Origin of the sequence: Umezawaea sp. (assembly GCF_036375055.1) — a bacterium.
GTDB lineage: Bacteria > Actinomycetota > Actinomycetes > Mycobacteriales > Pseudonocardiaceae > Umezawaea.
The window spans coordinates 1-13,435 of sequence record NZ_DASUSQ010000144.1 but is presented as its reverse complement, the minus strand read 5'-3'; the positions used below and the strand labels follow the sequence as shown (position 1 = coordinate 13,435).

Annotated in this window: 18 protein-coding genes and 1 tRNA gene; 9 read left to right on the top strand and 10 right to left on the bottom strand. The window is 70.8% G+C overall.

The features are described from left to right. Positions 1-376: 376 nt before the first annotated feature. Positions 377-673 (top strand): YiaA/YiaB family inner membrane protein, encoded by a 297-nt coding sequence (locus tag VFZ92_RS35035; RefSeq protein WP_330881020.1) that lies wholly within the window; start codon positions 377-379, stop codon positions 671-673. On the opposite strand, the gene VFZ92_RS35030 is transcribed toward VFZ92_RS35035, so the two are convergent. The 5 genes from VFZ92_RS35030 to VFZ92_RS35010 form a co-directional block, all read right to left on the bottom strand. Next, positions 670-1,062 carry a hypothetical protein gene (locus VFZ92_RS35030; protein ID WP_330881018.1) on the bottom strand — a complete coding sequence of 131 codons (393 nt, stop codon included), beginning with the start codon at positions 1,060-1,062 and terminating at the stop codon, positions 670-672. The genes VFZ92_RS35035 and VFZ92_RS35030 overlap by 4 nt on opposite strands. Positions 1,063-1,109: 47 nt before the next feature. Then, positions 1,110-1,274 (bottom strand): hypothetical protein, encoded by a 165-nt coding sequence (locus tag VFZ92_RS35025; RefSeq protein WP_330881016.1) that lies wholly within the window; start codon positions 1,272-1,274, stop codon positions 1,110-1,112. 322 nt (positions 1,275-1,596) lie between these two features. Continuing rightward, positions 1,597-2,022 (bottom strand): OsmC family protein, encoded by a 426-nt coding sequence (locus VFZ92_RS35020; RefSeq protein WP_330881014.1) that lies wholly within the window; start codon positions 2,020-2,022, stop codon positions 1,597-1,599. Positions 2,023-2,146: 124 nt separating this feature from the next. Further along, positions 2,147-2,219: transfer RNA gene (locus VFZ92_RS35015), tRNA-Gly, on the bottom strand. A 37-nt stretch (positions 2,220-2,256) separates the two neighbouring features. After that, complete coding sequence (locus VFZ92_RS35010) at positions 2,257-2,655, bottom strand: DUF7674 family protein (protein ID WP_330881011.1); 399 nt, start codon at positions 2,653-2,655, stop codon at positions 2,257-2,259. 227 nt (positions 2,656-2,882) lie between these two features. On the opposite strand from VFZ92_RS35010, the gene VFZ92_RS35005 reads away from it, so the two are divergent. From VFZ92_RS35005 to VFZ92_RS34995, 3 genes are all read left to right on the top strand, one after another. Further along, positions 2,883-4,292 (top strand): sigma-70 family RNA polymerase sigma factor, encoded by a 1,410-nt coding sequence (locus VFZ92_RS35005; protein ID WP_330881009.1) that lies wholly within the window; start codon positions 2,883-2,885, stop codon positions 4,290-4,292. Between the two features lie 125 nt (positions 4,293-4,417). Continuing rightward, positions 4,418-4,855, top strand: a complete 438-nt coding sequence (locus tag VFZ92_RS35000; protein WP_330881007.1) for a DUF983 domain-containing protein — start codon at positions 4,418-4,420, stop codon at positions 4,853-4,855. Positions 4,856-4,882: 27 nt separating this feature from the next. Next, on the top strand, positions 4,883-5,746 hold the full coding sequence (locus tag VFZ92_RS34995) for an Fpg/Nei family DNA glycosylase (RefSeq protein ID WP_330881006.1): 864 nt from the start codon (positions 4,883-4,885) through the stop codon (positions 5,744-5,746). Positions 5,747-5,749: 3 nt separating this feature from the next. Here VFZ92_RS34995 and VFZ92_RS34990 read toward each other — a convergent pair whose 3' ends face one another. The 5 genes from VFZ92_RS34990 to VFZ92_RS34970 are packed head-to-tail and all read right to left on the bottom strand — an operon-like array spanning position 5,750 to position 9,020. Further along, positions 5,750-6,055: a DUF3140 domain-containing protein gene (locus VFZ92_RS34990; protein ID WP_330881004.1), complete on the bottom strand. Its 306-nt coding sequence runs from the start codon at positions 6,053-6,055 to the stop codon at positions 5,750-5,752. Continuing rightward, positions 6,052-6,252, bottom strand: a complete 201-nt coding sequence (locus tag VFZ92_RS34985; protein WP_330881002.1) for a DUF2945 domain-containing protein — start codon at positions 6,250-6,252, stop codon at positions 6,052-6,054. The genes VFZ92_RS34990 and VFZ92_RS34985 overlap by 4 nt, the downstream gene beginning before the upstream one ends. A gap of 23 nt (positions 6,253-6,275) precedes the next feature. After that, entirely contained in the window at positions 6,276-6,878 is a 603-nt protein-coding gene (locus VFZ92_RS34980) for a LutC/YkgG family protein (protein ID WP_330881000.1), read from the bottom strand. Further along, positions 6,871-8,301, bottom strand: a complete 1,431-nt coding sequence (locus tag VFZ92_RS34975; protein WP_330880998.1) for a LutB/LldF family L-lactate oxidation iron-sulfur protein — start codon at positions 8,299-8,301, stop codon at positions 6,871-6,873. Before VFZ92_RS34975 ends, VFZ92_RS34980 begins: the two co-directional genes overlap by 8 nt. Then, positions 8,280-9,020 (bottom strand): (Fe-S)-binding protein, encoded by a 741-nt coding sequence (locus VFZ92_RS34970; RefSeq protein WP_330880996.1) that lies wholly within the window; start codon positions 9,018-9,020, stop codon positions 8,280-8,282. The genes VFZ92_RS34975 and VFZ92_RS34970 overlap by 22 nt, the downstream gene beginning before the upstream one ends. Before the next feature lie 105 nt (positions 9,021-9,125). Between VFZ92_RS34970 and VFZ92_RS34965 the strand changes: the two genes are divergently transcribed. The 5 genes from VFZ92_RS34965 to VFZ92_RS34945 form a co-directional block, all read left to right on the top strand. Further along, on the top strand, positions 9,126-10,385 hold the full coding sequence (locus VFZ92_RS34965) for a sensor histidine kinase (RefSeq protein WP_330880994.1): 1,260 nt from the start codon (positions 9,126-9,128) through the stop codon (positions 10,383-10,385). 372 nt (positions 10,386-10,757) lie between these two features. After that, entirely contained in the window at positions 10,758-11,627 is an 870-nt protein-coding gene (locus tag VFZ92_RS34960) for a S49 family peptidase (protein ID WP_330880992.1), read from the top strand. 71 nt (positions 11,628-11,698) lie between these two features. Beyond that, on the top strand, positions 11,699-12,535 hold the full coding sequence (locus VFZ92_RS34955; RefSeq protein WP_330880990.1) for a LytTR family DNA-binding domain-containing protein: 837 nt from the start codon (positions 11,699-11,701) through the stop codon (positions 12,533-12,535). After that, positions 12,532-12,981 (top strand): hypothetical protein, encoded by a 450-nt coding sequence (locus VFZ92_RS34950; RefSeq protein ID WP_330880988.1) that lies wholly within the window; start codon positions 12,532-12,534, stop codon positions 12,979-12,981. The genes VFZ92_RS34955 and VFZ92_RS34950 overlap by 4 nt, the downstream gene beginning before the upstream one ends. 1 nt (position 12,982) lies before the next feature. After that, positions 12,983-13,435: sodium:solute symporter family transporter (locus tag VFZ92_RS34945; RefSeq protein ID WP_414720096.1), on the top strand; the 453-nt coding region annotated here is incomplete at its 3' end.

Genomic DNA, 13,435 nt, shown 5'->3' with positions numbered 1-13,435 from the left:
CGTGTCGTGGCCGTTGGGAACAAGTCGACACCAGTGGCCAAGCCAGCCGAGCCTATCTTGACCGACCACGGGCGCACCGATCAGCCGGTCGGGCAAATCCGCAGGTGAGATGGGTCGCTACCGGATGACTTCGGTACCACGCCGACCGCCCGCGTTCCGCACATCGGTGCCACGGCCCGGTTCGGGCGCGGCAAGACCGCGCTCATCGACGCGGAACGCGCCCCGCCCGTGCGTTCACAGCCGCTCCAGCGCGGCGCGATGGGTGGTCGCCGAGGGAACGGTCACCACAGGCCCACCCGCGGCACCGCGGTCGAGCGGCACAAGTTGAGTAGCGGTACTCAAGACAGCGGCCGGTGCCGACCGCAGAATTCCTGGCATGGCTGCCACGACCAAGAAGCACACCCCGACCTCGACGGCGTTCTACGCGCAGGCCGTCATCTCGTTCGCCGTCTCGCTCGGCGCGGTGGGCCTCGGAGTGGCCTACCTGCCCGTCGACGGGTGGGTGAGAGCGTTCCTGGCCCTCGGGCTGCTGTTCACGGTCACGTCGGCGTTCACGCTCGCCAAGTGCATCCGGGACCGCCAGGAGGAGCAGTACCTCGCCAGCCGGGTCGACCAGGCCCGCTTGGAGAAGCTGCTGGCCGAGCACGACCCGTTCAAGGTCGAGGCGCTCTAGCCCCTCTTGGTCATCAGCGACGGGCCGAGGATCTTGCGGGCGAGGCGGCGGGCCGCGCTGCGCGGCACGTACGGCTTGGGGGCCGCGGGCTTGGCCTCGGGGGCCGGTGCCGGGGGAGTCGCCGCCGGGGGAGTTGCCGCCGGGGGAGCGGCGGCCGGTGGAGCGGCGGCCGGTGGAGCCGGTGCCGGAGGAGCTGCCGCGACCTGGGGCGCCGGTGGCGGAGGAGCTGCCGCGACCTGGGGCGCCGGTGGCGGGACCTGCCGCGCGGGCGGTGGTACGAACGGCGGCGGGGGGCCGACCGGTTGGAACTTGACCGTCGCGTCGCTCTGGAACTTGATCGTCGGTTCGTTGCCGGGTGTGAACTGCTGGTGCTCCTGGCTCAACGTCACAACTCGGATTCTGCCGGCTCCACCGCGTTGACTTCCAGGGGGAGAGATCAGCACGACAGCAGACCGCAGGGCCTCCGGGTGGTGGTCGTGGTCGTCGGCCGGACCGTCGTCGTGGTGGTCGTCGGCGGCTGGACCTGCGTCGTTGTCGTCACGGCCGTTGTGGTCACGGCGGCCGTGGTCGTCGTCGTGGTGGTCGTCGACGTTGTCGTCACACCGGCGGACGTAGTGGTCGAAACAGGGGTGGAGACGACCGGGGCAGGGGTGCTGGACGCCGTTTTGAGCTCCGTGCGGGTGGCCGAAGCGGTCACGACGAGGACGTTCGGGGTGCCGCCGAGTGGTCGAACCGGCTCCGCCGAGGGGCTCGTGGCGACGAGGGCGGCGAAGGCGGCACCCACCAGCGCGCCCACCGCGACCCTCCCCGGAAGCCCCCACAGCACCCGGACTGCCTATCTTGATCACCTGGTCGGGTCAAATCGTGATGTGCCAACGGGGACGGCTCGACCGGTGCCGGCCGAGCCGGTCCCCATCGGGAAATCAGACCAGCGTCGCGTCGAGCGTGATCGTCGTGCCCGCCAGCGCCTGGCTGACCGGGCAGTTCTTCTTCGCGCCCTCGGCGGCCTCGGCGAACGCGGCGGCGTCCAGACCGGGTACGGAGGCCCGCACCGTCAGGTGGATGCCGGTGATGCCCGTGCCGGGCTGGAAGGTCACCTCGGCCGAGGTGTCGACCGAGGTGGGCGGGGTGCCCGCGCCCGCGAGGCCGTGCGACAGCGCCATCGAGTAGCAGGACGAGTGCGCCGCGGCGATCAGCTCTTCCGGGCTGGTCTTGCCGTTGGCGGCCTCGGCGCGGGAGGGCCAGCTCACGTCGTAGGTGCCGATGCCGGACGACTCCAGCGTGACAGCGCCCTTGCCCTCCAGCAGGTTGCCTTCCCAGTGCGTGGTCGCCTTGCGCGTGGTGGCCATCTGAAAGCTCCGTCTCGAAGAGGTGTCTTCCTAACGGGGCCAAACCTAATCGCGGTCGCCGGAGCACGCGCCACGGGCATGAGAAAAGAGGCCAGTGCTCGGATGAGCACTGGCCTCTTCAACGAGCGGACGACGAGATTCGAACTCGCGACCCTCACCTTGGCAAGGTGATGCGCTACCAGCTGCGCCACGTCCGCACCGGTTTTCTTGGTGCGAGGTAACTATAGCCCAGCCTCAAACGGCATTTCGACCGGGGGGTCGTGTCTCGGCGATCAGCTGGTCCACCTCGGCCAACCGCTCCGTCGTCATGCGCCACTCCCACAGCGGTCGCACCCTGGTCACGACCTCGGGCGGCAGGCGGTGCGCCACGTCGTCGCGGAGGTCCCAGTCGTCGAACACGTGCTCGTAGAAGCTGACCATGATCGCGTTGGTGAGGAACTGCTCCGGCTGCTGGAAGCACCAGTGCGCGAAGCCGTAGACGCGCCGGAGGGTGTCCTCGTCCCGCGCCTGGTGGGCCTCCAGCGCGAGGTGCCAGACCTCGCCGAAGTACACGTGGCACGACCAGGACTCCTGCTCGACGACACCGCTCAGCTCGGGGAGCAGAGCTGCCGCTCTCGAACGCCAGTCGGCCACACGTCGGGAGGTTACCGGTTCACGGCTCGCGCGTGGACGCCGGCGAGATCACCCGACGCCGACCCGTGACCGGCTCGTCACCGGTGGTGGGACGAGCGGACTGGGCCGAACGTCCTACGCCGACCGGATGGTCTTCGGTACCGGCTCGGCTTCTTCCTCGGGCGGTAGGACCGGTTTGTGGCATGTTGACCTGGGAGCACGTGGCTGGGTGGAGGTGTCTGGTCGGGATGGCCGAGTACATCGATGGCACCGACGGCACCGAGGTCGACCGGGAACTGCTGGCCAGGGTTCGCGCCGGGGAGGACGCCGCCTACGGCGAGCTGTTCTCGCGGCACGCGGACGCCGTGAGGCGGTTCTCGCTGCGGCACGTCCGCGAACCCGCCGAGGCCGACGACCTGACCGCCGAGACGTTCTTCCGGGTGCTCCAGGCGATCCGCCGCGGCACCGGGCCCACCGACCACGTCCGCACGTACCTGCTGACGGTCGCCCGCCGCGTCGCGTGGGAGTGGAGCGGGCGCCGCCGCGACGTCCCGGTGGACGACGAGGAGCTGAACAGGCGGGTCGAGCCGTACGCCGACGCCACCGCCCAGCGGGCCGAGTACTCGCTGATCGGCCGCGCGTTCACCAGCCTGCCCGAGCGCTGGCGCACGGTCCTGTGGCAGGTCGAGGTCGAGGGGGAGCGGCCGTCCGCGGTCGCGCCGCTGTTCGGCCTCAGCGCCAACGCCATGTCCGCGCTCGCCCGCCGCGCCCGCGAAGGCCTGCGCGCCGCCTACCTCCAGGCCCACCTCGCCGAGGACCGCGGCGGGGAGTCGTGCGCGTCGGTGCTGGCCAAGCTCGGCTCGTACACGGCGGGGGGCGTCCAGGGCGCCGAGCACCTCCGCATCCGCAAGCACCTCCGCACGTGCGCCCGGTGCAGCGCGCTGCACGACGAGCTGACCGAGGTCTGCTCCGCGCTGCGCGCGCACGCCGCGCACCTCGGCGTCCCGGTGGCCGCGACCGCTCTGGTCGGCGCCCAGGTGGCGTCGGTCGCCGTGGCGGGCAAGGCCGCGTGGCTCGGCGGCCGGGTGAAGCTCGTGCTCGCGGGAGCCGCGTCCGCCGCGGCCGTCGGCGTGTTCAGCCTGCTCGCGGGCCTGTTCACCGGCTCACCGGGGCCGGGGGTGATCCGCGCCGACCAGGACGCGCCGCACGGGTTGCAGCTCGTGATCACCACCAGCGCCACCACGACGTCCAGCCAGCCGCCCGGCGCGATCGTCGCGCTGCCGCCCAGCTCCGACGAGGTCGACCAGCCGCGGCACCAAGAGGTGGCCGCTCCGCCCGCCGCGGCGCGGCAGCACGGCGACCGGGGTGCCCCGACGCCGGTCGGGGGGTCGGCGGCCACCCTGACCGGGGAGCCGGACGAGCCTGCGGGCGAGGTGGGGGAGCAGGTCGTCGTGGAGAGCTCCGACTCCGGGGTGCCGGTCGAGCTGAACGAGTCCACCACCGGGACGCCGACCACCGCGGTCCCGACGAAGTCGCTCGGCAGCGCGTCCACCACCGCGTCGGCCAGCGGTTCGCCCACCCCCACCACGGTGATCATCCGGCCGACCTCGACGCCGCCGCCGTACCCGACCTACGGGACCGCCTACCGCGCGGAGTGACTGGCACAATTCGCGATCACTCCCCGCCACGACGAGGCCCCGCCGGTTCACCCGCCGGGTGCAGCGCTTTGCGGGTAGCGTTGACCCAACGCTGAGTGATCGCTCGTGAGGCCTAGGAGACGGTGATGACGCGGCTGGTGCGCGGTGCGGACGGCCGGATGTGGACGGTGCGCAGCCGGATCGAGTGGCGCAACCCGTCCCCCGACGGCGACTTCGAGCACGACGTGAGCGGGGGCCAGGGCCCCGGCGTCATGATGATGCTGATCGTCATCGTGATGGGCGTGGTGCTCGTCTCGTGGACACCCGAGCAGGTCGTCGTGCCCGCGTGGCTGATCCTGGCGCTGATCTTCCTGTTCCTGTTCTTCCCGGTCCGCTGGAGCCTGCGCAGGCCGTGGACGCTGGTCGCGGAGTCGAAGGCGACGGCCGACGAGCAGCCGCCGGAGCTGTGGATGGGCCAGGTCCGCGGGGTGCTCACCGTGCGCCAGGAGGCGTCCAAGGTGTCGCGGAACATCGAGATGTACTCCCTGCCGGACGTCGAGGGTCCGCTGCAACCGGTCGACTGATCGGCGTCCACGGGTGACACTGGGCTGGTGCCGGAACTACCAGAGGTCGAGGCGCTGGCCCACCACCTGCGCGAACACGCCGTCGGGCGGACGGTGCACCGCGTGGACGTCGCGTCCACGCAGGTGCTGAAGACGTTCGACCCGCCGTGGACGGCGCTGGTCGGCCGTCCCGTCACGGGCGCGGGCAGGCACGGCAAGCACCTGGACCTGGACTGCGACGGGATCCACCTGGTCGTGCACCTGGCCCGCGCGGGCTGGTTGCGCTGGTCGGAGACCACGTCCGCGCCACCGCCCAAACCCGGTCGCGGTCCGCTGGCGCTGCGCGTCCACCTCGGTCCGCCCGGCGAGGGGCCCGGCTTCGACCTGACCGAGGCGGGCACGAAGAAGGGCCTGGCCGCGTGGATCGTCCGCGATCCGGCCGAGGTCCCGAGCATCGCCCGCCTGGGTCCGGACGCGCTGAGCCTGAGCCGCGACGACCTCGCGTCGCTGCTCGAAGGCCGCGGCGAGCGGTTGAAGACGGCCCTCACCGACCAGACGCTGCTCGCGGGCATCGGCAACGCCTACTCCGACGAGATCATGCACACCGCGCGGCTCTCGCCGTACGCCACGGCGGGCAAGCTCGCCGACGACAAGCTGGACCAGCTCCACGAGGCCGTGACGACCGTCCTCACCGACGCCGTCAGCCGTTCGGTGGGGCAGTCGGCGGCCACCCTCAAGGGCGAGAAGCGCTCCGGCCTCCGCGTCCACGCCCGCACCGGCCTGCCGTGCCCGGTCTGCGGCGACACCGTCCGCGAGGTCTCGTTCGCCGACAAGGCGTTCCAGTACTGCCCGACCTGCCAGACCGGCGGCAAACCGCTGGCCGACCGCAGGATGTCGCGCCTGCTGAAGTGACGCTCAGGGCTTCAGCGGGTCGTGGCCCCAGTTCATCAGCGAGTACCGCCACCGCGTGTCCTCGACGTCGCCGGAGGGACGCTGGGCGAGGTGGCGGTGGACGTAGCCCACGACCTTGGCCATGTGCTCCTCGTCGGCGTCGGTCAGGTCGGCCTTCTTCTTGCCCAGGATGTCGACGATCCGCCGCCCGGAGCGGTGGCCGACCGACTCGCCTCCGTCGGACTGGCCGACCGACTTCGACTCGTCGGTGTCCAGCCAGCGCTCCAGTTCCGAGGCGGTCATGTTGACGGCCTCGCTGAACCCGGTCACGACTTCTCCCGCAGCGCGTCCGGCTTGTGCACCGCGTCCTTGCCGGTCTTGTCGCTCCTCACCCGGTACTGCGGTTCGTCCTCCGAAGCCCGCACGGTCCGGCCCGCGGCCTCGGTGTCCGAGGTGATCTCCTCGACCACCTCGCCCCGCACGCGCTGACCGTGGCTGGACCAGGAGACCTTGTCGCCTTTTTCCATGCACCGAGTGTCGGCCGAACGGCTCAGTCCCGCAGGATGATCACTTCCAGCGTGCGCGGTCCGTGCACGCCCTCCACCCGGTCCAGCTCGATGTCGCTGGTGGCCGACGGGCCGCTGATGAACGTCAGCGGGCGCACGGGGTCCAGGCGGGCCAGGGCCTCCGGTACGGTCGCCGCCACCTGGGACTCGCGCACGACGCACAGGTGGTAGTCCGGCAGCAGCGTCAGCACCCGCCTGCCCTGGGCCTCACCGGCGTCGAGCACGATCGTGCCCGTGTCGGCGATGGCCACCGCGCACCCCGTGAGCACGCCGTCCGAGCCGTCCAGCTCCTCGACGGTCAGCGGCGGCGAGTCGGCGAGCCACGTCACCGACGGGACCAGCCAGGACGCGGGCAGGTCGGTGGGCGCGACGATCCGGCGCCCGGCCAGCAGCGACCCGATCAGTTCGACCAGCCCGTCGGACGCCACCCGGTGCACGGTCGCGCGGTAGTCGGCGACCCGTTCGGCGAGCAGGTCCAGCGACCCCGGCCCGGTCCGGTGGTACCCGCGGGGCACCACCACCGGTGCCGACCGGTCGCCGAGGGCCCCTCGGATGCGGGCCAGGACCTCGGTGCGCGCGTCAGCCACGGTTCTCCTTCCACCAGGCGCGGAACGACTGCTTCGGCGGCACGGGCGCGTCGCGCGACGACGTCCACGCGGCGCCGGGACCGGGCAGGCGGGTGATGCGGCCGTTGCGGCTGACCAGCTTGGCGAACGTGGCCAGCTTCTGCGCGCGCTCGTACCGGCTGGGCGAGCTGAACACCCACGCGGCGGCGGCCATCGCGATCGACTCGGGCGAGCGGCCTCGGGCCTTGACGGACCGCGCCCGCAGGTGGGTCAGGACCTCGGGGATGTTGATCCGGACCGGGCACACCTCGAAGCAGGCGCCGCACAGCGAGGACGCGAACGGCAGCGACGCGGCCTGCGCGTCGTGCGGGTCGTCCACGAGCTGCGGCGTGAGGATCGCGCCGATCGGGCCCGGGTACACGGAGCCGTACGACTCGCCGCCGGTGCGCTCGTACACCGGGCACACGTTGAGGCACGCCGAGCAGCGGATGCAGCGCAGCGCCTGCCTGCCGACCTCGTCGGCGAGCGTGGCCGTGCGGCCGTTGTCGAGCAGCACCAGGTGGAACCGCTGCGGCCCGTCGCCGGGCGTCACGCCGGTCCACACCGAGGTGTAGGGGTTCATCCGCTCGGCCGTCGACGACCGGGGCAGCAGCTGGAGGAACACCTCCAGGTCGGACCACGTCGGCACCAGCTTCTCGATGCCCATCACCGTGATCAGGGTTTCCGGGAGCGTCAGGCACATGCGGCCGTTGCCCTCGGACTCCAGCACCACGATCGACCCGGTGTCGGCGACCGCGAAGTTCGCGCCCGACACGGCCACCCTCGCCGACAGGAACTTCCGCCGCAGGTGCGCCCGCGCGGCCTCGGCCAGGTCGCGGGGCTCGTCGGTCAGGCCGTCCGGCACGTCCGGCATCTCGCGGCGGAAGATCTCGCGGATCTCCGAGCGGTTGCGGTGGATGGCGGGCACCAGGATGTGCGACGGCCGGTCGTTCCCGAGCTGCACGATCAGCTCGGCCAGGTCGGTCTCGATCGCCGTCACACCACCGGCTTCGAGCGCCTCGTTGAGCCCGATCTCGGCGGTGGCCATCGACTTGACCTTGACCACCTCGTCGGACCCGGTCTCGCGGACCAGCCGCAGCACGATCTCGTTCGCCTCGGCCGCGTCCCGCGCCCAGTGCACGACACCGCCGCGCTCGGTCACGGACTTCTCCAGCCGCTCCAGGTAGACGTCGAGGTTGGCCAGCACCTCGTCCTTCAGCGCCTCACCGGCCAGCCGCAGGTCCTCCCAGTCGGTCATCTCCCCGACCGCGGCGGCACGGCGGCCGCGGATCGTGCCCGTGGCCCTGCGCAGGTTGCCGCGCAGCTGCGTGTTCGCCAGCGCGGTCCGGGCGGCGTCCGGGAACTTCGGACTGCCCAGCCACGTCACCGGGTTGCGGGTGCCCACGGCTCCTCCTCGGTGCTCGCCAGGATCTCGGCCAGGTGCACCGTCCGCACGCCCGCGCGCAGCCGCGACAGCCCACCGCCGATGTGCATCAGGCACGAGTTGTCGCCCGCCGTCAACACCTCCGAGCCGGTGTCGAGCACGTGCCGCATCTTGTCCGACAGCATCGCCGTGGACGTGTCGGCGTTCTTCACCGCGAACGTCCCGCCGAAGCCGCAGCACGACTCGGCGTCCGGCAGAGCCACCAGGTCCAGCCCGCGCACGGCCCTGAGCAGCGACAACGGCTTGTCGCCGACGCCGAGCATCCGCAGCGAGTGGCACGTCGGGTGGTAGGTGACGCGGTGCGGGAAGTACGCGCCGACGTCCGTCACGCCGAGCACGTCGACCAGGAACTCCGACAGCTCGTAGGTCGGCGCGGGCCGCGACCCGAGCTGCGGGTGGATGTCGCGCACCATCCCCGTGCAGGACCCGGACGGGATGATCACCGCGTCGTAGCCGGTGAACGTCCGCTCGTACGCCCCGGCCAGTCCGCGCGCGTGGTCGGGGTAGCCGGTGTTGAAGTGCATCTGCCCGCAGCACGTCTGGTCGAGCGGGAATTCCACCGAGCACCCCAGCCGCTCCAGCAGCGTCACGACGGCCCGCGCCGTCGCCGGGTACAACGTGTCAGTCAGGCATGTTGCGAACAAAGCGACCTTCGGCGACTTCTCGACAACCTTCTGCACACCGCCACTTTTGCCGCTGAGTCATCGGATGTCTACCCGAAGCAGTGGACCGTACGGGCGTTGGGGGCCGGAGGCCCTTGCCGAGAGGGCACCTGACGGAACAGCATGGTCGGTGTGGGTGACCTGTTGGCCGAGAGGACGGTGCTCGGCGTCATCGCGACGTTGGCCGTCCTCGGCCTCTTCGTGATGCTCTGCCGTGCTCGACGCGTGAGCACCTCCGTGGAAGACGCCGTCATGGACATGCTGCACCGCATGTCGAAGGCGTCGGCCGACCTGCGCGAGGGCCTGACCCAGGAGGCGGCGGACAAGGCGACACCCCACCTGCGCGAGATGCTGAGGTGCGTGGCGGTGGGCATCACCGACCACGAGGGCACCCTGCTCTCGTGGGACGGCGGCGCCAACGACCACTACGAGTTCCTCCAGGAGTACATCGCCAGGGCGATCACCGAGGGCCACAAGGAACACGTGGACCACCGCAAGCTCGGCTGCGAGCTACCGGGACCGTGCTCGTTGCACAGCGCCGTGGTCGTGCCGCTGGTGGTGGAGAACGACGTGGCCGGAACGCTCATCGTGATCAGCGGGGTGGCCAACAAGCGCCAGATCCGCATGGCCGAGGAAACAGCCCGCTTCGTCTCCACCCAGCTGGAGCTGGAGGTCTTGCAGAAGTCCCGCCAGGCCCTGGCCCAGGCGGAGGTGAAGGCTCTGCGGGCCCAGATCTCGCCCCACTTCGTCTACAACGCGCTGAACACCATCTCGTCCCTGATCCGCACCGACCCGGCCCACGCCAGGGAACTGCTCCAGGAATTCGCGGAGTTCACGCGCTACTCGTTCAGGACGGACGGCTTCTTCACCACCCTCGCCGACGAGCTGACCAACATCCACCGCTACCTCACCATCGAACAGGCGAGGTACGGCCCGAGGCTCAACGTCCGCCTCAGGATCGCCCCGGAAGTCCTCCAGGTGGTCCTGCCGTTCCTGGTGCTCCAGCCCTTGGTGGAGAACGCGGTGAGGCACGGCATCGCGAAGAAGCCGGGCGGCGGCCTCCTCACCATCATCGCCGAGGACAACGGCGCGGAAGCACTGATCAGCGTCGAGGACGACGGTGTCGGCATGGACCCGGACCGCCTCTTCGACGACCTCAAGGACGCCCACCAGACAGGCGCGCACGTAGGCCTGGGCAACATCAACGACCGCATGAGGGCGGTCTTCGGCGACGAGTACGCGCTGGTGGTCGAAACGGCGCCGGAAGCGGGGATGAAGATCATCCTCAAGATCCCCAAGTACAGCAGGGGCGTACGCACCAACCTGACGCTGGTGCAGCCGACGATGGAGGACACCAGCGAACAACCGGTGATCAGGGCGTAGGGGCGAGCGGCACCCGGCGCGAGCCGCGGCCACCACCGCTGGGACCGGCGGCCACCACCGGATCCGCTGGGACCAGCGGCCTGCCACCCGGCGGGCGGGAACCGACAACACCCGAACCAGCGGCACTCACCGAGCGGCGGCGGCCAACACGGTCACCAGCATCACCGCGCACACGCACCACAGGATCCACATCCAGTAGACACCCATGGGCGAAGGCCCGTCCGCGTTCTGCCGACCCCGGTCGTCCCACCACTCGACGTACCGCTCTAGCCATCGGATCGGGTTAAACGTCATGGGCGACCTCGCCGTGGTTGCGCTGGTCCCCGATGCTAACCGCGCGAACCCCACCCCGCCGCACGTAGGGTCGTGGTCATGAGCAGCGTGACTGACAAGATCGCGGCCCGCCTTCCGAAGATCGTCGGCGAGCGGGGCGAGCGGACGCCGGTCGTCGCGGCCGTGCGGTTGCACGGGGTGATCACGCCGACGCCCACGCCGATGGCGCGGAACTCGATCAGCCTCCAGAACCTGGAGACCGCGCTCACGCGCGCGTTCGAGCACGACCGGCTCCTCGCGGTCGCGCTGCTGATCAACTCACCGGGTGGTGCGCCGACGCAGTCCGCGCTCGTGGCCGAGCGCATCAGGGAGCTGGCGGACAAGAAGGGGGTTCCCGTGCTGGCGTTCTGCGAGGACCTCGCGGCGTCGGGCGGGTACTGGCTGGCGTGCGCGGGCGACGAGATCTACGCGCACGGGACGTCGATGGTCGGTTCGATCGGTGTCGTGAGCGCCGGGTTCGGGCTCAACGGGCTGCTGGAGCGCTACGGCGTGGACCGCCGGGTCTACACGGCCGGGGCGAACAAGGTCCGGCTCGACCCGTTCCAGGCGGAGAAGCCCGAGGACGTCGAGTGGCTGAGGAGCCTGCACGGCCAGCTGCACTCGCAGTTCATCGACTGGGTGAAGGAGCGCCGCGGTGCCAAGCTGACCGCCGCCGACGACGAGCTGTTCACCGGTGAGGTCTGGACGGGGGTGCGGGCGGCCGAGTTGGGGCTCGTCGACGGCATCGGGACCGTTCGGAGCGTCGTCGCGAAGAGGTTCCCGGACGCCGAGATCACCATCGCGGAGCCGAAGAAGAACCTCCTCAGCCGCCTCGGACTGGCCGGAGCCACCACCCGATCGGGGGACTTCGTGCTCGACGGTTTGGCGGCGCTGGAGGAACGTGCGCGCTGGTCCCGATTCGGATTGTGAGATCAAGGTTCTCCAACGGCTGGTCGGTGGCGTAGACACGACCCCTCGCGGATGGGCAAGATGCGCACACAGTGAGCACCCACGACAACACCGGTCTCCTCGTCCTGGCGGTGGACGACGAGGCGCCAGGTCTGAGCGAGATCAAGTTCCTGCTGGAGAGCAGCCCGCACATCCGCCGTGTGCTGACGGCCTTCGACGCCGCTGAGGCGCTGCGCATACTGCGCGGCGACTACGACGACGAGGTCATGCAGCGCACGAAGGACGGTCGGCCTCCGGTGGACGCGGTCTTCGCGGACATCAACATGCCGGGGCTGAGCGGAACCGACCTGGCGCGGGTGCTGAACGCGTTCCGCGCGCCGCCCGCCCTCGTGTTCGTGACCGGGGTCGAGCACTCGGAGGCCGTCGTCGCCTTCGAGGTCGGCGCGCTGGACTTCGTGACGAAGCCGATCAACGACGACCGCGTCAACAAGGCCATCTCCCGCGTGGTCGACCGGGTGAACCAGACACCGGCGGTGGCACCGGAGAACCAGCCCGCGTACGTCGAGCCGACGGACGAGGAGGTCATCCCCGTCGAACTGGGCGGGACGATCAAACTGGTCCCGAGGGCCACGGTGCGGTTCGTCGAGGCGCAGGGCGACTACGCTCGCCTGCACACCGCCGAGGGCAGCCACCTGGTCCGGATCCCGCTGGCGCAGCTCGAAGAGCGCTGGGCCAACGCGGGCTTCGTCCGCATCCACCGGTCCTACCTGGTGGCCCTGCCCCTGGTGAGCGAACTGCGCATGACGTCGAACGGCTACGCGGTCGTCATCGGCAGCGGTGCCGACGCCAAGGAGTTGCCGGTGAGCCGCAGGCACACGCGGGAGTTGAAGGAGCGAATCGTGCGTCCGCCCAAGAGCAGTTGGGGATGACCAGGCACGACATCGGGTCCGGTCCGCCCGGACAACCGGACCAGCCGCAGCCGGGGGAACGCGACTCCCCGCTGGAGGCGTCCGGCCGCAAGCAGCGGCGCCGCCGCGTCGTGCTGGCCGACAGCAAGGGCCGCGGCAGGGCCATGCGCACGATCATAGAGCTGGAGGAGCAGACCAGCGTCGGTGAGAAGCTGGTGCGCGACCTGATCAACCAGCAGCTTCGCACGGCGTTCCTGCTCGGCGGCAGCACCCTGCTGTTCCTGTGCCTGCTGCCCGCGCTGTTCCTGTGGGTGCCCGCGCTCTCCGACGTGCAGCTCGTCGGCGTGCGGCTGCCCTGGATCGTCCTGGGACTGGTGCCGTTCCCGCTGTTCTACGCCATCGGGTTCTGGTTCCGCCGCACCGCCGAGCGCCACGAGCGCGACTTCGTGAGCATGGTCGACCGCTGACATGACCCAGGACCTGTGGAGCCTCTCCGGCGTCGTCGTGGTCGCGGTGGTCACGTTCCTGCTCGGCTACGTCGGTTCCCGGCGGGCCAACTCCACCCCGGACTTCCTGGTCGCCCGCCGCGCGGTGCCGTCCACCCGCAACGCCGCCGCCATCTCCGGCGAGTACCTGTCCGCGGCCTCGTTCCTCGGTGTCGCGGGCCTCGTCCTCAAGGACGGCATCGACGCGATCTGGTACCCGATCGGCTTCACCGCCGGGTACCTCGCGCTGATGCTGTTCGTCGCCGCGCCGCTGCGCCGGTCCGGTGCGTACACCCTGCCGGACTTCGCGGAAGCCAGGCTCGGCTCGACCGGTCTGCGGCACGTGTGCACGTTCTTCGTGGTCTGCATCGGCGTCCTCTACCTGGTGCCGCAGCTCCAGAGCGCGGGGCTGACGCTGAACACGATCACCGGTCTC